Origin of the sequence: Mesorhizobium sp. M0598 (genome assembly GCF_040320865.1) — a bacterium.
Classification (GTDB): Bacteria; Pseudomonadota; Alphaproteobacteria; order Rhizobiales; family Rhizobiaceae; genus Mesorhizobium.
On sequence record NZ_JAMYQL010000006.1, the window covers coordinates 1 to 12,977 of the forward strand.

Below are 12,977 nucleotides of genomic sequence, written 5' to 3' on the forward strand. Positions count from 1 at the left end.
AATACGGATAAGGTGTTCCACGGACGGCTCCCTTGTTTGAGATCTCAACGAACTCATTCTGGCACATCCGATGCCGTCGGGCGCCGTCCACCCCATCATGCCGTGACCTCTCCGCGCTGCAACGGGCGGGACTTTTTGATGCGGGAAGGACAGGAGGTGAAAGGGATCGCTACAGAACGGCTTTCAATCTGCGTCGTTGCATTCTTCGGCTGACGTAACGGCATGGATCCCAGGGTCTGCGCTCCGCTTCGCGTTCGCTCCGCCCTGGGATGACGAAGCCATGAAGGGCTGCCGCCACCGTCTAAGCGCCGCGGCCCTCTTGGGCGACGCGTGTCAGCGGCTTCGACAACCGCGGCACCACGACGAGCCGCTTGATCTTGCCCTTCTTGTAGGCGGCGAGGAAGCGGGCATAGTCCTTGAAGACGACGCAGCCATTGGATTCGGCGCGCCCGCCGCGCAGCATGTAGGTGTGGGCGAGCAGGCCGTCGCGGCCATATTTGTTGCTGCCGCTGGCAGGGGTGAGACGCAGTGCCTCAACGCCATGGAAGCGCGATTCGCGCATCGTCAGATTGTAGGTGTCCGGCGGCGTCGGGCCGACATTCTTCTTGTGGACGTAGCGTGGCTGGTCGACCATCGCGCCCAGTCCCGAATGTGCCTCCAGCCGCGATCCGTCGGGCATATAGACGGTCTTGGCCGAGATGTCGTAGACGGCGACGCCGCTGCCCAGGTTAGGCGTGGTGAACAGGTTCCTGAAGGCTCCGCCGAGACCGCCGGAAGGCATGTCGGGCTTGGCATAGGCCAGCATGTCGCCGCCCTGCGTCTTCGACCGTTTGCCCGGCTTGCCCGACACGGACGGCACTGCCGCTTGTGACGAATTACGAGGCGACAGGCTGCCGGGTAGCGTCTCGGCCGGCGGAGCGTCGGCCGTCTGCACCTTGCTCGCCTTGGCGGTCCTGGAGGCCTGCGCCTTGGGCGGCTCCGTTTTCGATGCCTGATCCTTTTGCGCCTGGGCCTTTGGCGCCTGGTCTTTTGGCGGCTGATCTCTTGATGCTTGAGCCCGCGGCGCCTCGGCCGGCTTATCGATGTCCGCCCGCGGACGCAGCGTCGGCAGCGGAATGCTGTCGGGCATGTCGTCTTGCGGCGGCAACGAGGCCAGCTGGATCTCGGGTTCTTGCGGCTCTCGTGAAGCTGCGGGCTCGCTTGCCGCGGCGGGTGCCGGGAGCACGTCGATCATCTGCTCCGGCAACGTATTCGCCAGCGCCAGTGCCAGGCGCGACGAGCGTTCGATCTCCGCCACCGCCGGCCCGAAGCGCACCGACGCCGGGCCGTTCGGGTCGGGTATGCGTACCGGCTCGGCGAACCGGGCGTCGGCCGGCAGGCTTGCGAGCATGACGGGTGAGCCGGCACGGGCAAAGGCGGCGGCAAGCTTTTGCGGCGACAGCCCTGCTTTGGCTACCACGTCGTCGAAGCTCGATTGCCGCGGTGCATCGGCGACAAGCGGCACGGTATTGCGCTTGAGACGCGCCGATTTTCCCTGGTGAACGAAGTTCGACGCCGACCGCAGGCAGTTGGCATCGCATCCGTGCTGCAGCAGCTTGGCCGACAGCGCCGCGTGTGCTGCGGCCCACGTCGGGGCCTGCGCCTTTGCAAGGCTGCGGCGAGGATCGGCGAGCGCGATAGTGCGCGGCGCGAGCAGGCTTTGCGGGAGACCGTTGGAAGCGGCGGTGAGCGAGGTTCCCATCGAATAAAGGCCGGCCAGGGTCGCCACCGACCATAAAGCAATGGCTGCGCCAACGGCCGGAACCGCGACCCAGCGCAGGCCGGGCCTCATCGAAGTCAATCCAGTTGCAGGACTGTCACCCCGGGTTTTCGCACTTACAAACGCCATTCAACCACTCTCAATCGGCCGATGCCGGCTAGCGGATTTCGCAGCCGTGACATTCACAGTTCGCCTGGTGCCCCCAGCACGCTTCGCGTCTGTTGCCGATTGATTCAAAAGATGGACAAAGTTGGTTAACCAATCCCTCTACCGACCGCCGATTGGGCGACGGTCACACCGAAAAACGCCCTCCAAAACCTGCATAGTTGGCAAAACTGCCCTCCAATGATGACTTTGCTGCCCGTTTTTGTCGGCCGAGTCAAGAAAGCGAAATGACTAGACCTTGCTGGGCGGAGTCGGCCATGGCTGCGAAAGTGAAGCCGGGCCGACCAGAATCTTGCGGCCGGCAGCCGCCGCCATCAAGCCCCGGCGATCGGTCAAACCGGCGATTATCGACCTGGCACTTGTCGACCTGCCACTCGGGCGAATGAACGTTAACGTCTGAGAATTCGGGATAGCGGCAAGATGTTTGCCGCACAGCAGCTGAATGTCGCCAAGTGCCGGAGCGGGATGTCCAAGACCTAGGCCACAGCCACCACTATGTGAGCCTGGATTTTGGCAGCAACCTCGCCGCTGCCATGCCTGTCTGCAATGGCGGCTGCGGCGTAGTCGGTTGCAGCGTCCAGTTTTCCCGCCTCTCTGGCCTCGATTTCATTGCGAAGGAGAGTGCCCTGGCAATAAGCAACGGCCGGAAGGCGCGGCGAGGAGGCACGGCTTTGTTCGGCCCTCGTCTCGATCACCACACCGGAAAAACCTGCGTCCTCCAGCTCGCTACGGATCAGTGCCGTATCGTGGTAGCCATGCGGCGTGCGTGCCAGAAAGCGCGGCGGATCGTTCGGAAAAATCCTTGCGAGAGCATTCGTCACATCGTCGGCAAACACGTTCTCCTCGATGCGATCCCATACGCTGAATAGAAAATGTCCTCCGGGCTTCAGGACTCGCCGGGCTTCGCGATAGGCAGATGGGCGGTTGGGAAAGAACATCGCGCCGAACTGACAACAAACGAGATCGAATGCCGCATTTTCAAACGGTAGCGCCAGAGCATCCGCCTGACGCCATTTGATGCGATCGTCGGGAGCTTGCCGCGAAGCGGCGTGGTCGAGCATCGGCTGGTTGAGGTCGGTTACGACATAGCTTGCACCGGGCGACAGTTTTGGCGCCAACGCGCGGGTGACAACCCCGGTGCCCGCGGCGGTTTCCAAAACGGCGCTTGGCGACAAGGACGCTGCTCGTCGTACAAGATCTGCGGCGAACGGCTCGAAAATCAACGGCACCATATAGCGGTCGTAGTTTTCCGGAATTGAGCCAGCGAATACCTTGTCCGTTTCCAACATTGCTATCCCCCGTCGCCCGTTTGATGGCTCGCCAGCATAGCATGGAATTGTTTGCTGTTCGGTCGCATTCGACCGGGAGGCGGTTCGCTCCCGGAAGCTCCGAAACGCCGTGCTGCAATTATCTGCATATGTGTTAATATATTGTGGTCATGCGCATTGGTGCGTGGCCAAACATAAAATGGGAGGATGCGATGAAAACCATAAATCGCAGGTCTGCAATCGCGCTCGGCGTGACGGCGGCAGCGGTAACGCCTTTGTTCACGCTGGCGGCTGCTGCAAAGGTCAAGAAATACGGCCCGAAGGAAGGCAAGGAGATAGCCCCCGGCGTCAGATTGGTCGAGGTCGGCACCGGCAATTCCGATATCCCCGCTTACAAGAGCATCTCAATTGTCGATATAGTCTTTCAGCCCGGAGCAGCCGCCCCTCAAATGGTGATGGACAACGACATGGTCTGCACCATTGCTGCCGGTGAATTCACGATCAAGAAGGCGGACAAGGAATTCAAGCTCAAGGAAGGTGACGTGTACACCTGCTCCAAGGGCAAGACCGACGAGGCAGCCAACACCAGCAAGGTGGTCGGCATCCACCGCATCGCCGTCTTGATACCTGCCTAGGGCATGCCGCCGAAAATCGGGCCCGCGTCCTCCATCAGGGACGCGGGCCTTTTGATGACGTGCGTGGCCTTGAGCGGTTCATCGTTTCACCGCTTCGACCCGGTCGACTTCGTCCAAGTGTGGTGAGGCTCATGCTGTTCATGGTTTTCCTCCGATTTTTACTTATGAGCGGTTCTCCCTCCGCCCGCTTTGAAAGGGTGCGATTATATTAGAGATCGCGCAGGTTTCCGGCTGACTGCTGCATTGGCGGAGTGGCAATCGGCAGCGCGCTGAGCGTTTTGGAGTTCACGAAATGGCCCGGTGCTCTTCCCGAGCTGCCTCCCAGACCTCGCGCGCCGCGTCTGCATTCAGTGCCGCGATTCCCAGGCCGACGATCAGATCCGGCCACGCCGAGCGCCACAGGAAGGCCGTCACCAATCCGGCCAGTATGATCGCAACATTGGCGACCGCATCGTTGCGGGCCGAGAGGAATGCCGCCCTGGTAAGACTGCCGCTGTGATGGCGGTAGCGCGCCAGCATGTAGGCGCATGACAGATTGACCGCGAGAGCGCCCAACCCCGCCAGCGTCAGCGCCGTTGGCTGCGGCGGCACCGGCATGTTGAACTTTTCCCACGCGGTCCACAGCGTCGCTAGGCCCGGCACCAGCAGGATAAGCGCCAGCGCCATGCCGACCCGCGAGCGGGCACGCAGCGACCATCCCATGGCGAGCAGTATGAGGAGATTGACCGAGGCATCTTCCAGAAAATCGACGCTGTCGGCGAACAGCGACACCGAGCCAATCGCCAGCGCGACGGCGAATTCAATGCCGAAATAACCCAGGTTCAGCAGTGCGACGACAAGCACCACCCGGCGAAGGCCGTCCGACGCAATGGCTTGCTGCATGGTCTGCCCTAACACGATGCCGTTGTCGCTCTTACCAGCCGCTCTTCCAACGCAACAGCCGCATGGCATTGGCCGTCACCAACACCGTCGCCCCGGTGTCCGCGAGAATGGCGGGCCAGAGGCCGGTGATGCCGGCGATCGTCGTCACCAGGAACACTGCCTTCAGGCCCAACGCAATGGTGACGTTCTGCTTGATGTTGGCCATGGTTGCTTGGGACAGCCTGATCATGGCCGCAACGTCGCCGATGCGTCCATGCAGCACCGCTGCGTCAGCCGTTTCAAGAGCCACATCGGTGCCGCCGCCCATGGCAATGCCGACATCGGCCGAGGCAAGTGCCGGCGCATCGTTGATGCCGTCGCCGACCTTGGCTACCCTAAGCCCCTGCCCCTTCAACTCGCCGAGGATGCGCTGCTTGTCCTCCGGGAGCAGTTCGGCGCGCACCTCGATGCCGAGCTGTTTGCCAATGGCAGCCGCCGTGCGCTTATTGTCGCCGGTTAGCATGACTGTCCTGATGCCTGCATTGGTCAGCGCCTTTAGCCCGGCGAAAGCATCCGGCCGGGGTTCGTCGCGCATGGCAATGAAGCCGGCCAGCGCATTGTCTACAAGCAGCACCGCCACTGACTTGCCTTCATCGTTCAATGCCACGATGCGTGCCGCCTGGTCTGCTGGCAGCAGGTTTATCTCGCCCGCCGCGACTGGCGAGCCCAGAAACAGGTTCTTGCCGCCGACACGACCGATAACCCCTTTACCGCCGATCGCTTTGGCTTCGGCGGCAGGCGGCACGGGAATGTTGCCGGCTTTGGCCCTTTGGAGGATGGCCAAAGCGAGGGGATGGCTCGAGCCGATCTCAAGCGCTGCCGCGAGTGAAAGGATGTCGCGTTCACTGGCACCCACCGCAACGACATCGGTGACCTGTGGCTTGCCGAGCGTCAGCGTGCCGGTCTTGTCGAGCGCCACGGCGTTGATGGTCGCGAGCCCTTCCAGCACCGCCCCACCTTTCATCAGCAGGCCGCGCCGGGCTCCGGCCGAAAGCGACGCCGCGATCGCCGCCGGAACTGAAATGACCAGCGCGCACGGGCAACCGATGAGCAGCAGCGCCAGCCCCTTGTATATCCATTCGTTCCAATCGCCGCCCAAGAGCAGCGGCGGTGTGGTGGCCACGAGCGCCGCGACGGCGACAACGCCGGGCATGTACCAGCGCGAAAAGCGATCGATGAAGCGCTCGGTCGGCGCCTTGTTTTCCTGCGCCTCCTCGACCAGCTTGATCACGCGTGCAATCGTGTTGTCTGCGGCGGTCGCCGTCACCTTGACGCGCAGCACGCCGTCGCCGTTGATAGTGCCGGCAAAGACCGTGTCGCCGACGTCCTTGCGCACCGGCACGCTTTCACCGGAGACGGGTGATTCATCGATGGCGCTCCCGCCTTCGGTGATCTCGCCGTCAGCCGGAATCCGGTCGCCCGGCCGCACGAGGATGATGGCGCCCACAGCCAGACTTTCGGCCGGCACCTCGCGGGTCTGGCCGTCTTTCTCGACGAACGCGGTTTTGGGAACGAGGGCCGTGAGCGCTTGAATACTGGACCGTGCCTTGCCGGCCGCAACCCCTTCGAGCAACTCGCCGATCAGGAACAAGAAGACCACCGTCGCCGCTTCCTCGCCGGCACCGATGATGACGGCCCCGGCCGCCGCCACAGTCATCAGCATTTCGATTGTGAACGGAATGCCTGCCGCTGCGGCCATGACCGCTCGGCGCGCGATCGGAGCCAGGCCGAGCAGCATTGCGGCGATGAAGGCCCACGGGCCGGTCGCGGGCCAGGCGTAATCAATCGCGAAAGCCACGGCCAAGGCGACCCCGCTGGCGATGGCCAGGCGGCCCTTGGCGCTGTCCCACCATAGCTCCGACGCCGGCGCATCATCGTTATCATGTAACCCCGCTACGTTCTCGTCGTGATTGCGCCTTCCGTCGGCATGGTCGTCGGCGGATTGATCGGGCGCCGGCGTCCCAGACTTGGAGGTCAGCGGAGCGACGGCGTAGCCGAGGCCGGTGACCTTCCTCTCGATCGCGCCGAGATTGCTTTCGGGAGTATGAGTCACCGTCAGAGTGCCCGCCGAAACGGATACGTTGATGTCCTGAACACCAGGCATCCGCCGCACGGCCGTATCGATTTTGCTGGCGCAACCGGCGCAATCGATTCCTTCCACGCGGTAGCGGGTCTGTTGTTTGGTCGCAGCCATGGTGAACCTCTTGTATCTTCGATCGCGACGCTACATCCTCTAGCGACTAGAGGAGCAAGCGAAATGTCAACAGGTGTGACCATCGGTGAAGCGGCCCGACACAGCGGCGTGAAGGTTCCAACCATCCGCTACTATGAGCAGATAGAGTTGCTTCCTGCCCCTGCCCGCAGCGAAGCCAATCGCCGGCATTATGAAGCGGCAGACTTGCGCCGGCTCGCCTTCATCAGGCACGCGCGCGAGTTGGGGTTCGAGATCGAAGCCATCAGGGCGCTGCTGACGCTGCAGGATAACCCCAGCCAGCCTTGTGCGACCGCCGACGCCATTGCCCAGGCGCGTCTGGCCGACGTGGTTCAGCGGATACGCAGCCTTACAGCGTTGAAAGCCGAGCTGGAGCATATGGTCGAAGGCTGCCGGCATGGAAAAGTCTGCGAATGCCGTGTCATCGAGGTGCTGGCGGATCACGATAAATGCGAGCATGCCCGGCACTGATTGGGTCCCCTTGGTCGCTATGTCACAGCATTGGCACTTGCAAAAACCGTACTTTGCGGTCAGCCTGAGCAGATGTTGGCTCGGCTGTCGCCAAAACATATGCTCGTCACGCTGCTCGCGGTCTTCCTGACCGTGGGGCTCAGCCTGTCCGGTGCACAGGCCAGCATCATGTCGGCAACGATGACGGCCGGCATGGCTGCCGGCGATGGCATGACCATGCCTGGGGGGCCCGGCATGGGCAAGATGGCCGATGCCGCCATGAAGGGTGACTGCCAGGGGTGCCTCAAGGGTGCCGGCGGTGATGGCAAGGGGATATACTGCCCGCCGACCTGCATTGCGCCGGCGCTTGCATTGCTGCCGCAGAAGCTCGAGATGACGACGACCCCGCTGCCGTCGCAAATATCGCCGCTGCCGGCGCCGTTCCTGCACGGGCGAAGTTCCCTGCCCGACCCATACCCTCCCAGACCCAGCGCTCTCGTCTGACGCCGTTTCAGCCGTCCCACGGCTGATGTCCGGCGTCCGGTCGCCCGCTCGCGTTGATGCGCGACGGGCGCGGACAAGCAATCAGTCGACGCTCGCCGTCGATCGAGATCGCAAGGAACGTAAGGGTGAATAGCAATTCCAGTCTTTTCCTGTCGCGCCGCGGGTTCCTGCTTGCGGCGGCGGGCGTCGCCGTCTCGACGTCGATGCGCCCGGCGCGGGCAGCCGCAGTTGATGAGCGCCGTATCAAGGTCACGCCGGCCCATGCCCGGTTAATCGACGCAGGTGGCCCGCAAACCACGGTATGGGCCTATGACGGCACAATTCCCGGCCCGACGCTGCGCCTGCGGCAAGGCCAGCCGGTCCGCATCACTGTCGAGAACGGTCTCGACGAGGATACGACCGTCCACTGGCACGGTATTCGCTTGGCAAACGCAATGGACGGCGTGCCGGGCCTGACCCAAAAGCCGATCGGGCCGGGGCAAAGTTTCGTCTATGAGTTCACACCGCCGGACGCCGGCACCTTCTGGTACCATCCGCATGCCGACAGCCTGGTGCAGATCGGCCGCGGCCTTGCCGGCCCCCTCATCGTCGAGGAGGCCGAGCCGGTCGCCGTCGACCGCGACTTTGTCTGGCTGCTGCAGGACTGGCGGCTTGTTGCCGACGGGCAGATCGCCGGCGGCTTCGGCAGTGCCATGGATGCCTCGATGTCGGGCCGCGTCGGCAATGTCGTCACCGTCAACGGCACGGGGCCAGGCGATCGGAGCGTGAAGGCCGGCGAGCGCGTCAGGCTGCGGCTCGCCAATGCCTCGCTTGCCCGCATGATGGCGCTGCGCTTCGAAGGCCACCGTCCGGTCGTCGTCGCCATCGACGGCCAGCCCTGCGATCCGCATGAACCGGAGGGCGGTCGCCTGGTGCTGGCGCCCGCCATGCGCATCGACATCGTGCTCGACATGCAGGGCCACCCCGGCAGCCGCCACGCGGTGATCGACGATTTCTACGACGGCCTCGCCTATACGCTGACCACGCTGGCCTATGACGCAGCGCCGCCGATCAGGGCGCATCCGCTCGACGCGCCAGCCGGCCTGCCGCGCAACCCTCTGCCCCAGCCCGACCTCGCTGGCGCCGAGCGCCAGGAAATCGTGCTGCAGGGCGGCATGATGGGCGGCGGCAAGCTCAAGGGCGTCGGCGGCATGATGGGCATGGGGATGATGGGCATGAACGGCGGTGCGGCCTGGGCGATCAACGGCATGTCGATGACCGGCGACGGCCATGCCGGCATGGCGCCGCAGTTCACGCTGAAACGCGGTGTGACCTGCCATCTCACCATGCGCAACGAAACCGCCTGGTGGCACCCGATGCATATCCACGGCTTCAGCCTGTCGGTCATCTCGCGCAACGGTTCGCCGGTGCCGCACCGCCAATGGCAGGACACGGTGCTGCTCGCCCCCAAGGATGTGATCGAATGCGCCTTCGTCGCCGACAATCCCGGCGACTGGATGCTGCACTGCCATGTCGCCGACCACCAGATGGCGGGTCTTATGACCGTCTTCCGCGTGACCTGATTTTTTCGCCACCCAATCACCCAAGGAGAACTGCAAATGAAACTGCCCTACTCAATCGCCGCTCTCGCGGTCGCAATCGCAATGCCGATGCCTGCATTCGCCGCAACGATCCAGGCGGTGATGTACAAGAACCCGAGCTGCAGCTGCTGCGAGACCTACGCCGCCTATCTCGAACAGAACGGCTTCAAGGTCGAGCTCAAGCCGACCAACGACCTCAGCCAGATAAGCGCTGGGCTCGGCGTTCCCGCGCAATTGCAAGGCTGCCATTCGGTGGTGATCGGCGACTACGTGGTCGACGGCTTCGTGCCGGTCGACTTGGTCAAGAAGATGCTGACGGAACGGCCCCAAATCACCGGTATCGCCATGGCCGGCATGCCGATGGGCTCGCCGGGAATGGGCGGCGAGAAGACCGAGACCTGGAAGATCTACGCCTTCACCAAGGACGGCAAGGCGCCGACCGTCTACGCGACGCAGTGACGGCCGGCGATGAATTTCTGGAACCCGAGGAGACTGCCATGAAACTGACCTACTCGCTTGCGGCCTTCGCCGTCGCGATCGCCATGCCCCTTCCGGCCGTCGCCGCGACGATCGAAGCGGTGATGTACAAGAACCCGCAATGCAGCTGCTGTGAATCCTATGCTAACTATTTGGAGCACAATGGCTTCAAGGTCGAGATCAAGCCGGTCAACAACCTCTCGCAGATTAGCGGCGATGCCGGCGTGCCGGCCGACCTGCAAGGCTGCCATACGCTGATGGTCGACGGCTATGTCGTCGACGGCCTAGTGCCGGTCGAGATCGTCAAGAAGCTTTTGACCGAAAGGCCAGCAATCACCGGCATCACGCTGGCCGGCATGCCGACGGGCGCGCCCGGCATGGGCGGCGAGAAAGACGGGACCTGGACGATCTATGCTTTCACCAAGGACGGCAAGGCGCCGACCGTCTACGCGACGGAGTGAAAGGCACCGCGATGTTGACCGATATTTCCGATTGTCCGGCCAGAACCTGGCTTGCGATGACCTTCCTGTCCGTTGCCGGTTTCCTCGTGCTGCTGGTTCTGGTGCTCGCCGTCGCAGCACTCGCAAGATACGTGCTGACGGGTCGTCGGACCACAATCGGCCGGGTGCATCATGACCAGCGGTGACGTTCAATCCGATGCGGGACCGGCAGCCATTCGGCGCGCCTTGCTTCGACGATTACTGGTCGTCCTGCCCGTGATGATTTTCGTCGGGCTGGCCGTGTTGCTCGCCTGGGGGCTCACGCGCAATGCGTCCGACATTCCATCGGTGCTGATCGGCAAGCCGGTGCCCCAATTCAGCCTGCCGCCGGTCCAGGGTCGCACGTTTGGTTTGTCGAGCGGTGACCTGCGGGGCGACGTTTCGCTGGTCAACGTCTTCGCATCCTGGTGCTTGGCCTGCCGCGAGGAACATCCTGTGTTCATACAACTGGCGGCGAGCAAGACGGTGCCGCTGCATGGGCTCAACTACAAGGACAGGCCCGATGACGCCGCACAATGGCTCGACACGATGGGCGATCCTTATACGCGTACCGGCGCGGATCTGAACGGCCGCGTCTCCATCGATTGGGGCGTCTACGGCATACCGGAAACCTTTGTCGTGAGTGCCGACGGCCGCATTGTCTACAAGCACATTGGCGCGGTGACGGAAGAGGCCCTTGAGAAAACGATCATGCCGCTCGTCGAGCGCCTGAGGGCCGAGGCGAAGGAGCGGCAACCGTGAAGATGCTCGCTCTCGCGCTCTTCGGCGCCTTGCTCGCGGTGGCGCAGCCCGCATCGGCCGTCGAGCCGCCGCAGGACTTCGCCGTTCATGAGGCTCCCGTCCCCGTGCCGGAAATCAGCTTTCAGGACGCCGACGGTCAACCGAAAACGCTTGCGGATTTCCACGGCAAAGTCCTGCTGCTCAACATCTGGGCGACATGGTGCGCTCCCTGCCGCAAGGAAATGCCGACGCTCGACCGGTTGCAAGCCAAGCTCGGCGGACCGGACTTCGAGGTCATCGCGCTGTCGATGGATCGCGGCGGTCCGGACATCGTGAAAAAGTTCTTCGCCGAGATCGGCGTCGAGCATCTCGCCCTCAACATCGACACAACGGGCAAGGCGATGTTCACGCTCGGCGCCCTCGGCCTTCCCATGACATTGCTGATCGACCGCGAGGGCAAGGAAATCGGCCGGCTGATCGGCCCAGGCGAATGGGATTCACCCGAAATGATGGCGTTCATCCGCAGCCATTTCGGGGCCAACTGAGAAAGGAAAAGACATGACCACAACAGAATCGCCCCAAACCTCGCAGGCTTCGCTTGGCCGCAGCATTCTTCACGCCATCCGCCACTATCTCGGTGACCGGCGCGGACTAATCGCTGCCGGCACGGTCATTGCCGTCGCCGGCCTCGCCTTCAACTGGACATGGCTGGTCGCCGCGGGCATTGCGCCACTGCTGCTCAGCGTCCTGCCTTGCGTCGCCATGTGCGCGCTCGGCCTGTGCATGAACCGGATGACAGGCCGCACCTGCCAAACGGAAAACGCTGCCCCAAAAGCGGATGGGGAAGGCACCACGAAAGGCAGCGGTTGATGCCTATCCAGACCCAAAACGAGCGGCAAGCGCTCTCGCCGACTTTGGGCACGCGCTTGCTGTGCGGCCTGATCGCACTGGCGGCGCTGATCCTCGGCCTTTTTCACGGCGCGCAGGCGCATTCGCTCGATGAAGTCGACGCCATGCTCAAGGGCGACGAGAAGTATTTCCAGCCGATTGATAAGCCGATACCCGATTTCACCCTGCGCACCGCTGAGGGGCGTATCGTGCGGCCGACCGAGTTGCATGGCAAGGTCGTCGTCCTCCACTTCGTCTACACGTCGTGCACGGACGTATGCCCGCTCCACGCCGAGAAGATCGCCGAGATCCAGGCGATGGTGAACGCCACGCCGATGAAGGACCAGGTCACCTTCGTGACTATCACCACTGACCCGACGCGGGACACGCCGGACGTGCTGCGCAGCTACGGGCCGGCGCACGGGCTCGATCCGGTCAATTGGTTGTTCCTGACCACGACACCCGATCAGCCGGAGGACGCGACCCGCAAGCTGGCGGAAGCCTTCGGCCACAGATTCAGCAAGACAGATGACGGCATTCAGGCGCACGGCATCGTCACTCATGTCATCGACAAGGAAGGCCGGTGGCGCGCCAATTTTCACGGCCTGGATTTCGCGCCGGTCAATCTCGTCACCTTCGTCAACGCGCTCACCAACGGCGTCGAGCGTCCGCACCATGAACAGGAAACGAGTGGGGAGCCGGACGAAGGCTGGCTGGCAAAATTGAAGAACTTCTTTTGACGCGCAATTTCGCCGGCGGCATGCCGACCGGGCGCCTCGACGGAGAACAAGGAGAGATGCATATGACGATCAGCGTAAAACAGGCAAACCGATATGGGAGCTGGCTTGTCCGCGCCCTGCTGCTTACCGCCGTGACCGGATGGTTCCTGCTAAATCCG

15 protein-coding genes are annotated in these 12,977 nt (G+C 63.2%); 11 read left to right on the forward strand and 4 right to left on the reverse strand.

Annotated elements, in window-relative coordinates:
* Nucleotides 1-301: 301 nt before the first annotated feature.
* Both NKI59_RS10350 and NKI59_RS10355 read right to left on the reverse strand, forming a co-directional pair.
* Complete coding sequence (locus tag NKI59_RS10350; RefSeq protein ID WP_352703971.1) at nucleotides 302-1,831, reverse strand: tlde1 domain-containing protein; 1,530 nt, start codon at nucleotides 1,829-1,831, stop codon at nucleotides 302-304.
* 569 nt (nucleotides 1,832-2,400) lie between these two features.
* Complete coding sequence (locus NKI59_RS10355; protein ID WP_352703973.1) at nucleotides 2,401-3,213, reverse strand: class I SAM-dependent methyltransferase; 813 nt, start codon at nucleotides 3,211-3,213, stop codon at nucleotides 2,401-2,403.
* Between the two features lie 191 nt (nucleotides 3,214-3,404).
* Here NKI59_RS10355 and NKI59_RS10360 point away from each other — a divergent pair, with 191 nt between their 5' ends.
* Entirely contained in the window at nucleotides 3,405-3,827 is a 423-nt protein-coding gene (locus tag NKI59_RS10360) for a cupin domain-containing protein (protein ID WP_031211929.1), read from the forward strand.
* Between the two features lie 285 nt (nucleotides 3,828-4,112).
* On the opposite strand, the gene NKI59_RS10365 is transcribed toward NKI59_RS10360, so the two are convergent.
* Together NKI59_RS10365 and NKI59_RS10370 are read right to left on the reverse strand one after the other, a co-directional pair.
* Nucleotides 4,113-4,709: a cation efflux transmembrane domain-containing protein gene (locus NKI59_RS10365; RefSeq protein WP_352703976.1), complete on the reverse strand. Its 597-nt coding sequence runs from the start codon at nucleotides 4,707-4,709 to the stop codon at nucleotides 4,113-4,115.
* A gap of 31 nt (nucleotides 4,710-4,740) precedes the next feature.
* The gene (locus NKI59_RS10370) at nucleotides 4,741-6,942 is read right to left on the reverse strand and encodes a heavy metal translocating P-type ATPase (RefSeq protein ID WP_352703978.1); all 2,202 of its coding nucleotides are present in this window, start codon (nucleotides 6,940-6,942) and stop codon (nucleotides 4,741-4,743) included.
* A 63-nt stretch (nucleotides 6,943-7,005) separates the two neighbouring features.
* On the opposite strand from NKI59_RS10370, the gene NKI59_RS10375 reads away from it, so the two are divergent.
* The 10 genes from NKI59_RS10375 (at nucleotide 7,006) to NKI59_RS10420 (ending at nucleotide 12,819) form a co-directional block, all read left to right on the forward strand.
* On the forward strand, nucleotides 7,006-7,431 hold the full coding sequence (locus NKI59_RS10375) for a MerR family transcriptional regulator (RefSeq protein ID WP_352703980.1): 426 nt from the start codon (nucleotides 7,006-7,008) through the stop codon (nucleotides 7,429-7,431).
* A 72-nt stretch (nucleotides 7,432-7,503) separates the two neighbouring features.
* Nucleotides 7,504-7,914, forward strand: coding sequence for a hypothetical protein (locus NKI59_RS10380; RefSeq protein ID WP_352703982.1), 411 nt, complete (start codon nucleotides 7,504-7,506; stop codon nucleotides 7,912-7,914).
* A gap of 125 nt (nucleotides 7,915-8,039) precedes the next feature.
* Complete coding sequence (locus tag NKI59_RS10385; protein WP_352703984.1) at nucleotides 8,040-9,476, forward strand: multicopper oxidase family protein; 1,437 nt, start codon at nucleotides 8,040-8,042, stop codon at nucleotides 9,474-9,476.
* A 36-nt stretch (nucleotides 9,477-9,512) separates the two neighbouring features.
* On the forward strand, nucleotides 9,513-9,953 hold the full coding sequence (locus NKI59_RS10390) for a DUF411 domain-containing protein (RefSeq protein WP_352703986.1): 441 nt from the start codon (nucleotides 9,513-9,515) through the stop codon (nucleotides 9,951-9,953).
* Between the two features lie 38 nt (nucleotides 9,954-9,991).
* Nucleotides 9,992-10,432 (forward strand): DUF411 domain-containing protein, encoded by a 441-nt coding sequence (locus NKI59_RS10395; RefSeq protein WP_352473266.1) that lies wholly within the window; start codon nucleotides 9,992-9,994, stop codon nucleotides 10,430-10,432.
* Between the two features lie 11 nt (nucleotides 10,433-10,443).
* On the forward strand, nucleotides 10,444-10,617 hold the full coding sequence (locus NKI59_RS10400) for a hypothetical protein (RefSeq protein ID WP_352473265.1): 174 nt from the start codon (nucleotides 10,444-10,446) through the stop codon (nucleotides 10,615-10,617).
* Nucleotides 10,604-11,212 carry a DsbE family thiol:disulfide interchange protein gene (locus NKI59_RS10405; RefSeq protein WP_352703988.1) on the forward strand — a complete coding sequence of 203 codons (609 nt, stop codon included), beginning with the start codon at nucleotides 10,604-10,606 and terminating at the stop codon, nucleotides 11,210-11,212. The genes NKI59_RS10400 and NKI59_RS10405 overlap by 14 nt, the downstream gene beginning before the upstream one ends.
* 2 nt (nucleotides 11,213-11,214) lie before the next feature.
* Nucleotides 11,215-11,736 carry a TlpA disulfide reductase family protein gene (locus NKI59_RS10410; RefSeq protein WP_352704263.1) on the forward strand — a complete coding sequence of 174 codons (522 nt, stop codon included), beginning with the start codon at nucleotides 11,215-11,217 and terminating at the stop codon, nucleotides 11,734-11,736.
* A gap of 13 nt (nucleotides 11,737-11,749) precedes the next feature.
* Nucleotides 11,750-12,061, forward strand: a complete 312-nt coding sequence (locus NKI59_RS10415) for a hypothetical protein (RefSeq protein WP_352703990.1) — start codon at nucleotides 11,750-11,752, stop codon at nucleotides 12,059-12,061.
* Complete coding sequence (locus NKI59_RS10420; protein ID WP_352703992.1) at nucleotides 12,061-12,819, forward strand: SCO family protein; 759 nt, start codon at nucleotides 12,061-12,063, stop codon at nucleotides 12,817-12,819. Before NKI59_RS10415 ends, NKI59_RS10420 begins: the two co-directional genes overlap by 1 nt.
* Nucleotides 12,820-12,977: the final 158 nt, after the last annotated feature.